This is a genomic window from Photobacterium sp. DNB23_23_1, assembly GCF_052873815.1.
This window is the reverse complement of sequence record NZ_JBNNXT010000004.1, coordinates 19,873-37,017: the sequence shown is the minus strand read 5'-3', so window position 1 is coordinate 37,017 and position 17,145 is coordinate 19,873. Positions and strand designations below refer to the sequence as shown.

General features: G+C 48.0%; 8 protein-coding genes. 4 read left to right on the top strand and 4 right to left on the bottom strand.

Annotated elements, in window-relative coordinates:
• The first annotated feature begins 41 nt into the window (after positions 1 to 41).
• Together hydA and arcC are read left to right on the top strand one after the other, a co-directional pair.
• Positions 42 to 1,499, top strand: coding sequence for a dihydropyrimidinase (gene hydA / locus ACVA53_RS04040; protein ID WP_274126256.1), 1,458 nt, complete (start codon positions 42 to 44; stop codon positions 1,497 to 1,499).
• Between the two features lie 106 nt (positions 1,500 to 1,605).
• Positions 1,606 to 2,523: a carbamate kinase gene (gene arcC / locus ACVA53_RS04035; RefSeq protein ID WP_255041742.1), complete on the top strand. Its 918-nt coding sequence runs from the start codon at positions 1,606 to 1,608 to the stop codon at positions 2,521 to 2,523.
• 103 nt (positions 2,524 to 2,626) lie between these two features.
• Here the strand turns inward: arcC and ACVA53_RS04030 are convergent, their stop codons facing one another.
• Positions 2,627 to 4,231 (bottom strand): BCCT family transporter, encoded by a 1,605-nt coding sequence (locus ACVA53_RS04030; protein WP_446504545.1) that lies wholly within the window; start codon positions 4,229 to 4,231, stop codon positions 2,627 to 2,629.
• Positions 4,232 to 4,686: 455 nt separating this feature from the next.
• On the opposite strand from ACVA53_RS04030, the gene ACVA53_RS04025 reads away from it, so the two are divergent.
• The gene (locus ACVA53_RS04025; protein ID WP_373689550.1) at positions 4,687 to 6,450 is read left to right on the top strand and encodes a glycerophosphodiester phosphodiesterase; all 1,764 of its coding nucleotides are present in this window, start codon (positions 4,687 to 4,689) and stop codon (positions 6,448 to 6,450) included.
• A gap of 441 nt (positions 6,451 to 6,891) precedes the next feature.
• Here ACVA53_RS04025 and ACVA53_RS04020 read toward each other — a convergent pair whose 3' ends face one another.
• The 3 genes from ACVA53_RS04020 to ACVA53_RS04010 all read right to left on the bottom strand — a co-directional run bounded on the left by ACVA53_RS04020 (position 6,892) and on the right by ACVA53_RS04010 (position 15,631).
• On the bottom strand, positions 6,892 to 7,029 hold the full coding sequence (locus ACVA53_RS04020; protein WP_255041738.1) for an adenosine deaminase: 138 nt from the start codon (positions 7,027 to 7,029) through the stop codon (positions 6,892 to 6,894).
• A gap of 782 nt (positions 7,030 to 7,811) precedes the next feature.
• Positions 7,812 to 10,613: a sulfide/dihydroorotate dehydrogenase-like FAD/NAD-binding protein gene (locus ACVA53_RS04015; RefSeq protein ID WP_446504544.1), complete on the bottom strand. Its 2,802-nt coding sequence runs from the start codon at positions 10,611 to 10,613 to the stop codon at positions 7,812 to 7,814.
• Between the two features lie 2 nt (positions 10,614 to 10,615).
• Positions 10,616 to 15,631: a 2-oxoacid:acceptor oxidoreductase family protein gene (locus ACVA53_RS04010; protein ID WP_255041731.1), complete on the bottom strand. Its 5,016-nt coding sequence runs from the start codon at positions 15,629 to 15,631 to the stop codon at positions 10,616 to 10,618.
• Between the two features lie 486 nt (positions 15,632 to 16,117).
• On the opposite strand from ACVA53_RS04010, the gene yddG reads away from it, so the two are divergent.
• Positions 16,118 to 17,005 carry an aromatic amino acid DMT transporter YddG gene (gene yddG, locus ACVA53_RS04005; protein ID WP_255041730.1) on the top strand — a complete coding sequence of 296 codons (888 nt, stop codon included), beginning with the start codon at positions 16,118 to 16,120 and terminating at the stop codon, positions 17,003 to 17,005.
• The last annotated feature ends 140 nt before the right edge of the window (positions 17,006 to 17,145 follow it).

Genomic DNA, 17,145 nt, shown 5'->3' with positions numbered 1-17,145 from the left:
GGTTTGCAGCAAGGCAGAGAATAAATCGAAGGAATAGGAATATGTTTTCAGCGGCTTCGAAAAAATCATCAGAATCTCAAGCGGCCACCTTGAATCAGCCCCGCCCGGCGACCATGTTGATCCGACAAGGGATAGTCGTTGATCACCTACAAGCTCAAAAAGCCGATATCCTCATTGTTGATGGCAAAATCGCCGACATTGCGCCTGAAATTCACATCATTCCCAAGCAGTGTGAAATTATCGAAGCTGCTGGCTTGTATGTGATGCCAGGGGGAATTGATGTCCACACCCATTTCAATATTGATGTTGGTATTGCCCGTAGCTGCGATGATTTTTATTCTGGCACCCGATCAGCCGCTTGTGGTGGTACCACTATGGTGGTCGATCATATGGGGTTTGGTCCTAAAGGGTGTAGTCTCCATCACCAGCTCAATGTCTACCAACAGTACGCCAAGGAAACAGCAGTCATTGATTACAGCTTCCATGGTGTGATTCAGCATGTAAATGACGACATCCTCGGTGAAATGGCATCGATGGTCGAAGAAGAGGGGATATCCAGCTTCAAGTTGTACCTAACCTATGGCTACAAGCTTGATGACGAAGAAGTGCTGAAGGCGTTGAGCCAGCTTAAACAAGTTGGTGCGTTGGCAACGGTCCACCCCGAAAACGATGCTGCGATTGCCATGCGACGTACACAGTTGCTTGAGCAGGGTAAAACAGAACCTAAATACCATGCAGTAAGCCGCCCGCTTGAATGTGAAGCTGAAGCCATTGCCAGAATGATCAACCTGGCCAAACTTGCCGGTGATGCACCTCTGTATATAGTTCACCTTTCTAATGGATTGGGATTGGATTACACCCGCCTTGCTCGTGACAATCACCAACCGGTATGGGTAGAAACCTGCCCACAATACCTGATGTTGGATGAGAGCTGTTACGAGCGCGAAGATGCGCTGAAGTATATTCTTAGTCCGCCATTACGCCCGGCCGTCGAACGCGAAAAGCTGTGGTTGGGGCTGGTGGATGGCAGTATTGATACCGTTGCGACCGATCACTGCTCGTTTACCTATCACGAACAGAAACAGCGTGGCAAAGACAACTTCAGTGCGTGCCCTAATGGTATGCCCGGTGTCGAGACTCGAATGCCGCTACTGTTTTCGGAAGGCGTAATGAAAAGCCGGATCAGTCCGAGCCGCTTTGTGGAGCTAACCAGTTATTTACCTGCCAAACTGTTTGGTCTCTATCCGCAGAAAGGGGCGCTACAGGCAGGATCGGATGCTGATTTGGTGCTTTTTGATCCAGAGCAGAATGTCACGATTACTCACGATTTATTGCACGACAACGCAGATTATACCCCGTTTGAAAATATCCCCACCCAAGGCTGGCCTGTGATGACCATTAGCTGTGGGGACGTTGTTGCGTGTAATGGCGAATTTATGGGGAAAGCCGGGAATGGCCGCTTTATTCGCCGAAAACCGTTCGATGCCAGTGCGCTATAAACCTAATTAGCTCAAGAGAAATAGCTCAAGAGAAGAGCCAGTTTTAGACAATAGCCGAACGAGGAGGGGTGATAGCCCCACAACAACGATAATTCAAGGAGTTACTATGAACACCCCAACCCAAAAGAGTACTGCCGTCGTCGCCTTAGGGGGAAATGCGCTGTTACGTCGTGGCGATGCACCAAGTTTTACTAACCAGCTTGCCAATATTAAGATCGCCGCCAAAGCGATTGCGGAAATTGCCAAGGAATACCAGGTGGCAATTGTCCATGGTAATGGTCCTCAGGTGGGCCTATTGGCACTACAAAATCTGGCTTATGATAAGGTGCAACCTTACCCGTTGGATGTACTGGGTGCTGAAAGTGAAGGCATGATAGGCTATATGTTAGCGCAAGAGCTGCAAAACTTAATGCCGGAAAAAGAAGTCACCAGCTTGCTGACCCGCATCGAAGTTGATCCAAACGATCCGAGTATGCTGGATCCAACCAAGTTCGTCGGCCCAGTATATAACGAAGAAGAAGCGGGTATCTTAGCTGAAGCGAATAACTGGACCATGAAACGTGATGGTGAGTTCGTTCGCCGTGTTGTTCCATCGCCTAAACCGCTGAATATTCTTGATAAGAAATCGATAGAAACCTTGTTGAATGCCGGTGAGATAGTCATTTGCTGCGGTGGCGGTGGGATCCCTGTGCGTAAAACAGATTTTGGTTTTACTGGGGTAGAAGGGGTGATCGACAAGGATTTGTCTGCCACTTTGTTAGCGAAACAGCTTAACGCCGACAAGCTGCTGATCCTGACTGATGCCGATGCCGTCTACCTTGATTGGGGCACTGAGAACCAGCGTGCGCTGCGAGCGGCAACCCCAACACAGTTGAGCGAATACCAATTCCCGGCAGGGTCAATGGGGCCGAAAGTCGAAGCGGCAGCAGACTTTGCTCTGTTTGGCGGCAAAGCCTATATTGGCGCCTTGGAAGAAGGGCTAGATGTCTTGGCTGAGAAGGCGGGAACCTGTGTGAGTGTGTAGGTATTATTGGGCAAAAAGCTAAAACTCTCCAGCACTCAGTACCAGAGAGTTTTACTGTAAACCTAGTTCAGCAATTAACTAACGTGATTAGTTAAGCTGGAGGTTATTTAACTTGGTTGGTCGATACCTGAGGTTTATCAACTTCCGTCAGTAATCCTTTAATCAGGCTTATACTGCCAAAGAGAAGAATAATCGTAAACGGCAATGCAGCAATAATGGTGATTGATTGCAGAGTTTGAACAGATTCAGTACCGCCAATCCACAACATAAGCATTGCAATAGAACCAGAGATAACAGCCCAAACCACTTTCTGTTTGACTGGTACATCTAACTTACCACCTGCGGTCATGCCATCAACAACGATAGAGCCTGAGTCTAACGTTGTCACAAAGAAAACGATAATCAATACTACAGCGATGATGGATAGGGCATTACCGAACGGGTATGCATCTAACATATAGAATAAGCTTAGAGAGACATCTGCAATGCCTTGATCAAGGCCTAATTGCCCCACCTTATCGATCACCTGCTGGATAGCAACGCCACCGAAGATTGACATCCAAGCCGTTGTTACCATCGTCGGGATCAGCAATACACAAAGAATAAATTCGCGAACGGTACGCCCTTTAGATATACGTGCTACGAACATACCAAAGAGAGGAGCATACGCTACCCACCATGCCCAATAGAACACCGTCCAACCGTGCAACCACGTTGTATCATCACGGCCAGAGGTTTGACTTAACGGAAGAATGTTTTTCACATAACCCGTCACAGCGGTAACCAAAGAATCCAACACTGTGGTGAAATTCAAAACAGCAATAAGGCCAAGGAATACAAATGCAATGACCATATTCAGATTACTAAGAAACTTAACGCCTCCATCCATGCCACGCATAACAGAAACAATCGCTAGGCCCATAATCAACACGATAATGGACTGCTGAAGGTAGAGGGTATTTTCCATGCCGAAAACATGGCTGATACCACTCGCCGCTTGTGCGCCCCCTAAACCAAGAGATGTCGCTAGGCCAAACAAGGTAACCAATACCGTTAATACATCAATCACGTCACCCGCTTTGCCCCAAACTCGATCACCCAACAATGGGTAGAACACAGAGCGCATTGAGAGTGGTAACCCTTTATTGTAAACAAAGTAGGCAAGGCTAAGTGCGGTCATGCCATAGATAGCCCACGCATGTAAGCCCCAGTGGAAGATTGTTGCACCTAATGCTAGTTCACGGCCCGCTTCTGTATAAGGTTCTGCATTCAGTGGTGTTCCAAACCAGTTGGTAAAGAACGCCGTTGGCTCTGCAACCCCCCAGAAAATGAGTCCAATACCCATACCTGCAGCAAATAACATCGCAATCCAAGATGTTTTTGAATAATCTGGAGTAGTGTGTTCACCACCTAAGCGAATGTTCCCTAAAGGTGAAAACGCTAAAATAATGGCAAAAACTAACAAGATGTTGGCTCCCCACATAAAGAGGAAATCAAAATTTGACAGCGCTGCACCCTTAATGGAATCAATAGCTGCTTTTGCATCTGCTGGCGGTAACGCGAGAAGGGTGACAATGAAGAGAATAGATAAGCCAAGTGAGGCTACGAAAACTGTGTTATGGACATCCATGCCCCATTTACTGATGTTATCTTGACCAACTTGATAATCAGTAGAATCAATACTGTATTTTTTTGATTTAAATCCCATAAATTATTATGTTCACATATCCGAATGAACGAATATAAGGACCAACTCCATATCCAATTACTACTTGATTGGCTAGCCACATCACATAAACAAATATGATAAAAAACACCGTTGTGGCGATTAATGGCTTTTTGCTCAATCCCAAGCGGCGTATTGTAACATAAAATAGCGCTCCCTGATTAGATATTAGCCAGTAGCTTTAGGGTTCCTCTATCGGCACAAGAGAAAAGGCTATGGAAAAGTGCGAAAACATGGTGATACGCTGCTAAATATTTATGTGTTCTATCCTCGCCTCATTTTTCTATGCTGAGCATCCGGGTAACTCAGGTGTTATCATGACCCATAGGATCAGAATTCAATCTTGGCGAAACAGACTCTTGAGTAACGTAATTTTTCATCGTGGCCGGCATATTTTATATTTTATATGGCATCGGCTTAAAACCAGTGGCTTGCAGATGCTGGCCAGCTTTCTCTTTGTGCGGTGCGCACTGCTTACTCTGTTTGTTCCTCTTGATATATGGATCAGTTCCAAGCTGATGGCGCTTCATGGCGTGAGTGCGATTGCTAATCAGGAGTTACTGGCTTTCTTTCTCTCCCCAGCTGGTTTCTTACTCAGTTTATGGTTTATTACTCAGCTGAGTTTTGCTTTTTTCGTCGAGCACTCAACCATTAGCATCTTGCTTGCCCAGCAAGATGTAGGTAAGCGGTCGATCATGGATACTTTTGGGCTGATCCTTCAACGCTGTTTTCGGGTGGCGAAAGTCGTGCTCGCACAATCGATAGGGATTAGTTTACTGCTTTCTACCTTGGTTTGGTGCGGGCGCTGGATCTTCGGGCTGATGCTTAATGATTGGGATATCAATTATTATCTCAGCCATCAAATGAGCTCATTGTGGCTTGCTGTTGGCTTACTGGTTTTACTCACTTTGCCGTGTGTTTTATTGGTTCTTCGCTACTGGGCAAGTTGGTGGCTTGCATTACCGTTGAGCCTTTTTCAAAACTGCTCCCAATGGAAACTGTTCAAACAATCTCAGCGCTTAAGCCAAGGGGTTTATCCGCATATTGTGGTGGGGCATATTGTTTGGCTATTGAGTCGGGCGGCCATCATTGCCATTATCGCGAAGAGTATTTTGTTTGTTCTTGAGCCAGTACTGCACTGGGCGACTTATGATCCTGAGCGATACCCTTGGTTAATGCTTGCTACAATCCTGCTGATTGGCGTCGGGTTTCTGCTTAGTTTTGTTGACCGATTTATTTACGCTAGTTGCCAATATTATGTGCTGCGCTTGCAAACCAAACGCCTTAAATTGGTCAACGAAGAAGATCGTTTTGCTGGGCTGATGCAAAGTACAGAGCGGCGCATTTTGCTTAGCTGTGTTATGGCACTGATCATTGTATTTGCAGCTTTTAATGGTTATTCAGATGTCCGCCATTTTGTTGGGCACCTACAAACAAATACATCGGGCTACGTCACCGCCCATCGCGGTGGTGGTTTTGAGCAACCTGAAAATAGTGAAGCGGGCATTCAGTATTCTATTTCATTAGGGATCCAAAGCACCGAAATTGATGTACAGATCACCAAAGATGGTCAAGTCGTGGTGTTTCATGACCGTGATTTAGGCCGTAAGCTGGGTGTGCCTTTGGTGGTTGAAGACGCAAATTATTCAGAAATTGTCGCCGCTTATCAGGAAAACAACCGCATACCGCCGCCCTTGCTAACGCGGTTATTAGATGACTATGCTGATGAAATCGAATTCAATATTGAATTAAAACGCTACAACCAACGCTTTGAACTTGCCAGTGCGATGGCTGAATTGCTGCCGAGCTATCAGCAAGCAATGATTGTATCGAGTCTGGATACAGAGTTACTGGCAAAGCTGATGAGCAAGATGGAGGCTACTCGCCCTGAACATCTTCGCTATGCGCTTATCTATGCAGCAAGTGTTGGTGAGTCAGAGCTTGAAAGAGACGTTGATATGTTGATGATAAGCGATCAATGGCTAAATGCATGGCGAATTATAGAAATCCAACAGAGAGAGCAAGAGGTATTGGTTTGGACTGTTAACAATTCCGCGGCCATGCAGCGGCTGTTTTTGCTCGGTGTGGATGGCATTATTACCGATGAACCTAAGCTTGCTTTGGATGCCAAGTTAGTCATTGAGGAAATGGATTTTTCCGAGCGCGCACTCCGCACCTTGCGTCATTGGTTGTTATTCTAAACAAATAAAACGCGAGACATGCATTGAGCATATAGATGAGGTTGATGGTTCGAACCACTTATAAACATTCTCCTGAGGTGGATAATGCTGTTATACCAATCTGGATAAGTAGTTGATCAAGTATTTACACTGGAAAAATCGTTGTTATCAAGGCAGATATTGCAGTAACTAGTGGCTCTAATTACAAAATATCTAATGCAGAGAACAGCGATTTTAACCAGCAAGACTGATCAAATATTTATGTAGGTTGGTATTAAGTGTAGTCTGTTCTAGTTTTACTTATCCTGAAGTACAGAGTGGCTTGAGCTGCAGTTCCTAGCAAATGCCGATCTGTTTGTCTTGGTTGGGTTCCGATCACCGACAACGTCTGCCTGCATGCAAAGACATTAGTTTTGGTGTTGGTGATTTTAACCCTTTTGCAGGGGGAATTTGACAGCGTAATTACATATTGAATAATTTATCAAACTCGCGCTTATCAAGGATATCTTCAATTTTTCTTCGTGTCATATTCGCGCTTTTATTCTGGTTTTCAACCGGTATGTTTTTCTTGTTGGATGATTTCTTCTGACTTTTTTTCATTTTGACCCCATCATTAAAAAGTGATTACTACGTGATTTTAAAGGTTCCCAGTTTGATGCCATGCTCTGACAAGATGTTTCCTTGGTTATCGGGCTCAGAGTATGAGAACTGGAGGTCATACAGGTTAGCGTCTATCTTTGGATAAATGTGACGGCGTAAGATATCGCTATTCAATTGGTGTATTTCTGTTGACCAATATTTTTTTTCGCTCTCTAAATAAAATTCTATTTTAAACATACTTTCTTTTGGTTATTTGTGATTTTTCATCACATGATTTTTTGTACCAGAATCTCTGGCGACTTGTTCTTCTAGACATCAGACTCCTAAGTCTTTCGTGTAATATGGTAATGACAAAAGGTGAAATATAGAAATGGTGTAATCTCCCCATCGCACTTAAATTTATTATGGAAAAACACAGCATTACCGACATTATCTTGTGATATTAAACCGCAGCTTTTAGCCTCATAAAACCATTTCAAAGTTACCGTTGTTTAAGTCGTTCATAGTCTTCATTAACGCAATTGGCAAGCATGAGATGCCACTAAAAAACAATAAATGAAGCAATCACAGGCGCTAAACGAAGGGCATCTAAAGATAACTGAGAGGTGGTTTGCAGTAGACTGTTCTTTAACAGCTTATTTACAAGAACTTCATACACTATACAGGTTGTTTGGATAATGAACAGCTTTATTTTAGGGGTGAGGCGACCATACTCAATATAAAAAAGGATCTCACTTAAAACAGTGAGATCCTTTCGAGGTTATAGGAAACCGATAGGGCGCTTATTCCTCAATCAATTTATGTGCTATCTGACTTTGGCGTTCTTGAGGTTTAAATTGATTAAACCTTGGCAAGAACTTGTCCCAGTCGATGACATGGCTGTTGATTTCAGGACCATCGATACAGGCGTGTTTACGGATCAGCTTGCCATTTTCCATGACAGGCACCATACACGCGCCACACATACCGGTAGCATCCACCATGATGGAGTTAAGGCTCGCAACACAGGGCACTTCATAGCCTAGGGTCTGATCACTCACCGCGCGCATCATCATAGGCGGACCTATGGTGATCACTTCTGCAATAGTTTGCTCGGCATTCGCGTCATTCGCTTCTCGATGTTGTATCAAGCGCTCTTCCAACGGATTGGTCACAAACCCTTCGATACCTAATGTTCCATCATTACTGGCGTAAACGACCTCCAGTTGTTCTGGGTAGGCCGCACGAAGGTTCTCCACCTTGTCACCTTCTGCAGTCCAGAAGCTATGGGTTTGGCTTCTGAAACCAGAGATAAGGGTGACCTTATTACCGATTTCCAGATGGGCACGCATTATTGGGTACACTGCTGGTAAGCCAACCCCGCCAGCGGTGAAAATCACACTCTGGTTGTCAGGGTGTTTCACCACATGGCTTGCTTGTCCCAAAGGACCGGCAATGGCCTCGAAACAGTCACCTTCTTGCATTTGGTTGATCAGCTTGGAGCTGGTACCCAGCCCCTGAATAACCAGTTCGATGGTTCCGGCTTCGGCATCCCAATCTGCGAGGGTTAACGGGATCAATTCACCTTTTTCATCCGCGAGTACCCGGACAAATTGTCCCGCTTTAGCCGACTGGGCGATCAGCGGTGAGGTGATGGTAAACTCGACAATTTCATCGGTCAATTGACGACGTTTGACGATTTTAGGTGCGGCTTGGCCAATGTCAGTATATCGACTGGCTTGTGCCACCAGACCCTCAACTTCTTTGGTGTTGAAATCAAGTTGCCCCATGATCTCTCTTGCCGCTGCCTGTCCGTCCCCGGCTGCTTTGATGGCGGTAGAACCACCACGGGTAGCATCACCGCCGCTATAGACACCGCTTAGTGATGTCTCTTGCGAGCCTTTGTTGAGCAGTAATGTGCCCCACTTGGAGGTGTTCAAGTCTGGGTTGGCGTCTTTTACGATTGGGTTCGAGCTGTTGCCCAAAGCCATAATGGCAAAATCAACCTTCATCAGCTCAAATTCACCGGTAGACTGTGGGCGTCTCCGGCCTGAGGCGTCAGGCTCACCGAGCGCCATCACATCAAGTTTGGCACTGGCCAGGGTATGGTTCTTATCGCCATTGAATTCGCAAGGTGAGCGTAGCTCTTTGAGCACAACTCCTTCTTCGAGCGCGTGGTGTTGCTCCTCGACACGAGCTGGCATTTCTTGCTGGGTACGGCGGTAGACAATGGTGACATTAGCACCCAATCGGCAGGCGGTTCGGGCGGCATCCATTGCGGTGTTACCACCACCGATGATCATCACTTCCTTACCGTTCATATCCGGCATTGGCGTTTCGTAGTCAGGTTCGTTTGCATGCATTAGGTTGACACGAGTCAGGAACTCATTGGCCGACATAATGTTCAGCAAATGCTCGCCGGGTACATTCATAAAGCGCGGTAAACCCGCCCCAGTACCGACGAAAATACGTGTAAAGCCTGCGCGTTTCAGATCTTCAAGCGTCGCTGTTTTACCGACTATGTAGTTGGCCACAAAGCGGCCGCCGAGCGCTTTAATTTTCTCGACCACATCATCAATCAATTGGTTAGGCAAACGGAATTCAGGGATCCCGTACCTCAGCACGCCGCCTAAGACATGGAATGCCTCGAACACCGTGACGGGGTAGCCCGCTTTGGCGAGCAGGTAGGCATTGATCAGCCCTGAAGGCCCTGAGCCGACAATGGCGACCGGTGGCTTGGTCGCGGCAACCCAAGGGTTGATGTCAGCCGGTTTGGGGGGCTCGCCGTTGGATAGCTCGCGCTCTCGCTGGGGGAGGAACCATTCTAACTGGCCAATTTCGATTGGTCGGTCATTATGGGTACACACCCCTTGACACTGTAGCTCTTGCGGACAGACCCGGCCGGTGACATTCGGCAGCGGGTTAGCGTCGCGAACCAGCTCGAATGCGGCTTTAAAGCGGCCTTCACCCATCAGGTTGAGCACCTGGGGAATGTGGATCTTGACCGGACACCCTCCGTCATTTTCTTCTGCTGGGTTACCGTTACGGTCGCACTGCGGAACGCCGATTTCACATGGACGATCTTCGCACTGCTTATCGCGGATCACTTCTAGCCATACGAATAATTCGACTTCGCGCAGGCTATAACCCAGTCCCATGTAGCCTAGGTAGCCTTGGCTTACCAAGTCAAAGTCTTTGTTGCGCTCTTCGGCAGGGCGCACGTATGGCGGTATGTTGTTGCTCCCGGGCCATCCGACGGAAAGCCCTTTGAACATAGGGTAGCGGCCAGATAGATGGGTATCCAATGCCTGAACAAAAGCACGCTTTTGTTTGAGTGGAATACGCCATAAATAGCGTTGTAACGCGACACTGAGTTCATTGTTAGCAAGCAATAGTTGCCACAGTTTCTCGGTAAACTCAGCAGAGAGTTTGCCTTGTTTCAGTGTCTCGCGGATGAGCTGCATACTCTCCTCGATCACCATCTGCTGGAAACGCTGTGGGTTTTGCTCCATGCGCTTTAGCATCAGCTCCCGTTGGGATTGCGACACCCTAGATGGAGTCGACTCAGCTTTTGTCGACTCCGACTTAGTCACTAGTTCGCTCATAGCTACACCTCCACCGATGCAGGTGCGTTGAAGTGAATGATCTCGGCATCACACTCATCGGCAATGCGAGAGGCACGCTTCACTATCTCATCGCTGAGCTGAACGGTTTCCAGTGCGTTAGGGATCACCTGGCTGATGATCTTGGCTTCACCGTTATCAACAATCGTGGTCTTCTCGAACAACTCACCTAATTGCTGATAACAGGTCTTGCAGTCGGTACATTGACCCTTGTCATCCTCATTGATGACAACGAGCGGCAGGGCACCGTCAGCATGGCTGGATGCTTGTGGAGCCGTGGAACCTGACTCTATCTGGGTGACCGGAATAGCGTTGGTGACATTCGGTGACGCAGCCATAGCCAACTCAGCCAAACCATTGGCGATAGATTCGATGGTTTGCTCGTTGCTATCCATCGCGCTTTGGTAACGCTGTTTCCACTCATTGATTTGCCGTTGGTATTGTTGGTCAATGTTGGTGACATGCTGGCCGCTCAGGTATTGCAGCATATGCCAGTTGCGTAACCGCTCTTCGGTCAAGGCGACAATTGAGCTGGAAACTTGCAGTTTGATCAGGTGCTGCTGTTTGTCGGTTGCCCAGATAAACGGCGTTTTGCCATTGCGCTCATCTGCACTCATTGCAACGTATTCAGCTACTTCAATGGCGTGGTGATCTTCGGTTACAGGGGAGAAGTGCTTCTTGAAGCGTCCTTCATAGAGTGAGAAGTCAGCAGGGGTGAACGGCACTTGTTTCAACTGGGTCATACCATCGTTGTCGATATAGCTGATGGTATGGGTTGCCCAATCCTGTTGCAGTTCAGGGTTTCCTTCGATACAGAAGCGCTCGGATAAAGTTTCGCCCTTACGTGGGTCATGAACAAAGACCGGACTCATGCGGCTTTCAACCGCCAAGCGTGAATGACGGGTACTGGCATCATCGGCAATACCGTGTTCGCCCATACATGGGGTATAGACATCAAACAGCGCAGGGGCATCTTGATAGTTCAGGTACTCCATCAAGTTAGACATGAAGTGGCCCTGCAGGGCGGTAGAGGTTTGTACCACCATGACTTTCGGGTGGAAGGTCGCAATGATACCCAGCTCTTTACGCGATTCCTGCTTACCACTGTGGGCACTGCCAAAGCGGCTGAGGTCGGAGTCCTGTGCGGTGAAGCTGGAGGTGGATGCCTGACCACCGGTGTTGGAGTAGCTACCGGTATTGAGTACAAGTACCTTGATTGGGGTGCTGGTAGACAGCAAACGCGATAGAGCACCGAAGCCGATGTCATAGGTCGCGCCGTCACCACCGATACTGAATACGGTCGGTAAGAGCCCGAGCTCCTGATCGGATAGTTGGCTCCACTCCAGATAGCGAAGCTGGCTATCATGCACCTTGGCATCGTACATATCTTCAAGTTCAAGCTTGGCGGCACGTAGCGCCTTGAACTGCTCAAGTTGGTTCGCTGCTTCACCTTCGAATAAGCCTTTGGCAACCGCTGGGGTGTCTTGGAACAAGCTGTTCACCCATGGGTCATTGTATGGGTTGGCCGGGAAAGTGGATGCGTAGACACTACTACAACCGGTCGCGTTGGCAATCAGCGCATCTGATGGACCGTTACCTGTTGGGCCGTGCTCGAAGTGGAACAAGCGTTTCTCTAGTACTTTGAGGGTACGGGCAATACGTTCGGCACGTGGTTGTTCTGCCTCGATATTAACCAGTGATTCACACTTATCTTCCAGCTTCTCAATCATGTCTTCAAGGCTAGCAATGTGCGATTGATAACGTTGTTGCTGCAAGGCGCGGTTGATTGAGGTTGCAAGGCGAAGTGCTGTGACCTCACCACATCCACGGCACGCACCGTGGCCAGAACTCATGGCATAGTAGTTACTGCGATCAAGCAACAGACGCTTCGATTCGCTGGCATCGGTGATGCCTTGTTGCAAGAAGCGGGCTGGGGTGTTTGGCATGTCAGCCAATGTAGTGAACAGCTCGTGCATTTGCTGATTCATTTCAGTGGTTTGACGTACTTTTTGCAGGGCGTTAGGTCCGCAGACATCAACACACTCCATGCAACCACTACACTTGCTTGGGTCAATGGCGACTGAGAATAACCCACCGCTGCCGGGAACCGCTTTCTCCATGGCGTCGAAAAACGGTTTGGTGCGGCTGACAGGTAGCGACTCCAATGTGACACAAATACCGGCCATTTGCTGAGTGACAGCAGGGTCGTCGAAGGTCATGGTGTCGACCACGTTGGCAACGACTTGGTGCAGTGGCAGTGATTCGTTTTTAGGTGCTGTGCGGTAGTACTGGCGCACTGCATCCAAAATGGGTGGCATTTTCGCTTTCAGGCCATCACGCTGCATCGGCGGGATATTGAGCTTGTCGATCGCCACGTACAGGATATCGTGCAGTTCATGTACCGCATTTGGGATCGCGCCGTCAGGACAGGCAATGGTACATTCCATACACCCTGTACACTTATCAGCGTCGAACTTAGGAGCATTGAGCCTGAACAGGCCTTTATCTTTGGTGATCGCGCTGGCTGGTGGCATAAACATGCCTGAGCCTGGAATGACGGGGGCTTCACCGATAGTGCCATCAGCGTAGTGCTGACCTGCGATATTACTGAAGTAGGATGGATCGAACAGGCCACAGCTGGCTTGTTTCTGCTTTGGTGTTTCGCTAGTTAATGCCGCGGTTGCCTCAACCTCAACATCGTTGAAATCGGCGTAACAAACCTGCTGGGTCGCGTGGATCCCCTCACGGATCACCGCCATGTTACTGTCAACAACTCTCTTACCCTTGGCACCAAACTTCTTGGCAATTTGCTGGGTGATACGCTCGAGCATCGATGACTCGTCAGCACCTTGGGTGACTTGAGTAGCGTGACCACAAAGCGCACCGATAAAGGCAATGCCCATCATCCTGATTTCAAGGTCAGCGGATGGTGCTTGCTCTCTGGCGACCTTAAAGGCATCAACGATATAGAAGTTGATATTGTTTTCACGAATGAACTGGCGCGCACTGGCAGGAATTTCATGCCACACCTGCTCTGGCTCGTGGTGGGTTTGCAGAATGAAGGTACCGTTGCGGGTCAAGCCGGCCAGTGGGTTAGTGTGCATAAACACTTTGTGGTCTGGCGACAGGACAATTTCAACTTGCTGTAACTCGGCATTGGTGATCTTTATTGGCTCAGGCGATAGCGTGATAAAGAAGTTGGTTGGCGCACCACTTTTCTCCGAACCATATTTAGGCATCGATTTAGAATGCAGCCCCAACGCACCGGATAGGATATCGGTCAACAACTTACCGGTTGCAATGGTGCCGTAGCCACCGACAGAGTGGAAACGTACCCGCATAGCCGATTCTGGCAGCAGGTTAGGGTTCTCGCCAGTTTCCAATGCCATTAGCTCGGTATCAGGGTAAGCTTCGCGCAGTCGATCCTGAATCAGTTTAAGCTCGCCGGTTGCCTTAGCATCAAAGAATTGGCTACCCAGGTAGAAGAATGGCTTGGTGTTTTCTTCACGCATGTTATCGAATGCGGCGATGAGGTGATTCGGCTGTAAGTCGTGACCGCCAAGTCCGAAGATACCCGTGTTGACCATCGGGATATGCTGTAGCGGTTTGATGCCTTGATGGCGAATCTTCTGCACGTTTTCTTGTGCTTTGAATAGCGCGCGGGAAATACGTGCAGTCAAGCGGGTTTCATCGCAACGCTCAAGAACGGTTACCGCTAATTTACCTGCGAGTTTCTCGACGATCTGTGCTTCTGGGAATGGGTGTAGTTGTTTGATTGAAATGACACCGACTTTCTGTCCTTGCTTGCGTAAATGCGCAGCGACAGCTTCGGCATCATCGGTGACCGAGCCAAGGCCTACAATCACGTAGTCGGCATCGTCGCACATAAAGTCCATCACAGGCTCATAGAAGCGACCGGTTAGCTCGCCGTATTCCTGCATTGCTTGTTCGATGAACTGGGGCACATCATTCTGGAAGTGGCTGCGATGATCGACGATCCCTGCTTGATAATCAGGCTGGTTTTGTACCCCACCGGTGAGGCCTGGATTGTGGGTATCAACCAGTGCAGGAACACGTTGACGGGTGTCTTTTTCATAGGCGTTGAGCCAAGCTCGCTGCCATTTCTTTTGTAGGCCGTCAGGCAAGTATGTGTTGGTCGAGTCGATGAGTTGACCTTCACTGTCTTTTTCAATCTCGTCACTTTTGCTGGCAATATAGCCTTGTAAATCGCGCAGCTTTTCTGGCCAGAACTGGTCTTGGTATTTGTCGATAAATTGACCTAGCTGCCACACTCGTCCTTTGGCACCGTAAAGCATACGCTGCGCTTCGGTTGGTGCCACAATACGGTCGGTCGGATCACCAAGGTACTGTTTGAGTAATTCAGGCTCGGGAAGCTTCACTTCACTTTGGATATGGCTGGTGGCAAAGCCATCCATGGTATTGGCAACCGGGATCAGCGATTGTGCACTGACTCGGTATGAAATCGCCGCGAGATCCGCAGCTTCCTGCGCGTTGCTGGCGAACAGGGTGGTGTAGCCTGCAGAAAGCAGGGCGTAAACATCATCATGCCCGGCCATGACATTCAATGAATGACGAGAGACCGAACGCGCAGCAACATGAAGCACGAAGCCAGCAGTTTTTTTACCCACCGTGACATAGTGAGATTCCAAAGCATAAAGGATACCTTGGCTGGATGAAGCATTAGAGATGTATTTTCCGCCGGTCAGAGCTGCCCCCAATGCACCACTTTGTGCTGAATGCTCGCCTTCCGGTTCGAAGAAAAAGGGGTGTTGTCCCCAAACATTGCAACCACCTTGCGCCCTGAAAGCTTCGTATAATTCTGATATTTCAGTCGAAGGGGTGATGGGGTATCCAATAACACCACCACAAACATAATCCATGACATGCGCGACGGCACCATTACCATGAATTACGGTTGATTGGCCTGGGTAAGTTGGTGTGCCCTGGGACGTATTGCTCCTTTGTGTCAGTGTAGACATACAACATAGCTCCTTGGTATGTGATTTATTATTTGTGGTCGACTTCCTTAAGGGGGGACTTTACTGTTCACCAAAATACGTCACGGCGGATACGCCGTTGTGCACCTTATCATTCAGAGCGTTTTGGTGAAAAATCACATAAAACGAGTGATAGCGCTTGATATGACCAACTGATGCTTATATATACCCAAGCAAACTCGCCCTATGGGAGTCCATCAATGCGCCCATTTCTTTGTTGAATAACCTTGAACTGAACACAATGATGAGGCTCTGAATCCAGTAGATTGAAGTCACTTGGGTATATAAGTTAAATGCTACACTAGTTGCACTTGCAGCATTGCTCATACGGTCACAAATCAAACACAAAGACCTCAATAATCATGCGTGTATACGTGTTGATGTGAATCGATAACAAAATAGGTTAGCGGCCTTGCCTAAAAGCTTGATAATCTAGTCGCTTTCCTTTGTTTAGTTGTGGTGGTTTTTTTGTTTTCTCAACACAAATATACCTTGGCTGGATGTGTCGCAATCCTGCTGTGGAGCACCATTGTCGCCTTTATCCGAAATGTTGCTGAACAGTTGGGACCCGTTGGTGGCGCGGCAATGATTTACACTCTGAGCTCAGTATTGCTGGTGGTAGTGGTGGGTGCGCCAAAACTCACTCGGTTTTCTCCTCGGTATCTCGTTATTGGTGGTGGACTGTTCGTTAGCTACGAGATGTGTCTGGCATTAGCGTTGGGGATGGCTAACGATAGGGTACAGACCATCGAAATGAGTGTGATCAACTACCTCTGGCCAGCCTTGACGGTCATGCTGGCAGTTGTAGTCAGTAAGCAGCCTGTCAGTAAATTATTATATCCGGCGATGGCAATGGCTTTCTTTGGGGTGGCTTGGACTGTTTCCGGCGATCAAGGCTTATCGTTAACCCGACTGGTAGAGAATGTTGCAACCAACCCGGTTAGCTATACCTTGGCATTTAGCGGTGCATTTATTTGGGCGATCTACTGTAATATCACCAAGCGTCTGGCAAATGGTCAGAATGCGATTTCCTGGTTCTTCATTGCCACAGCGGTCGCGCTTTGGGTGAAATATTTACTGACCGATCAGCCGCCAATGGTATGGAGTAGCGAAGCGCTGCTGAACTTGGTATTGGCTGCGGTTGCTATGGCGGGTGGCTATGGGTTGTGGAACATTGCCATTATCGGCGGAAACATGGTGCTGCTCGCCACACTGTCTTATTTTACGCCCATTCTATCCGCTTTTTTCTCAGCCCTGATTTTCGGCATCAGCTTGGGGATGACATTTTGGCAAGGTGTGGTGATGGTGACGCTGGCTTCGCTCAGTTGCTGGTATCTGACGCGTAAAAAGCATTGAGCCTTACTCTCTTGAATAGATAGCTAAAGCGCCGGCCACTTGGTCGGCGTTTTTTGTCGTTCATTTAATTATCACAATGTGATAATGAATTGCTTTTTTATTATAGTAGTTATCACTCTGTAAGAATGATGATTGAATCA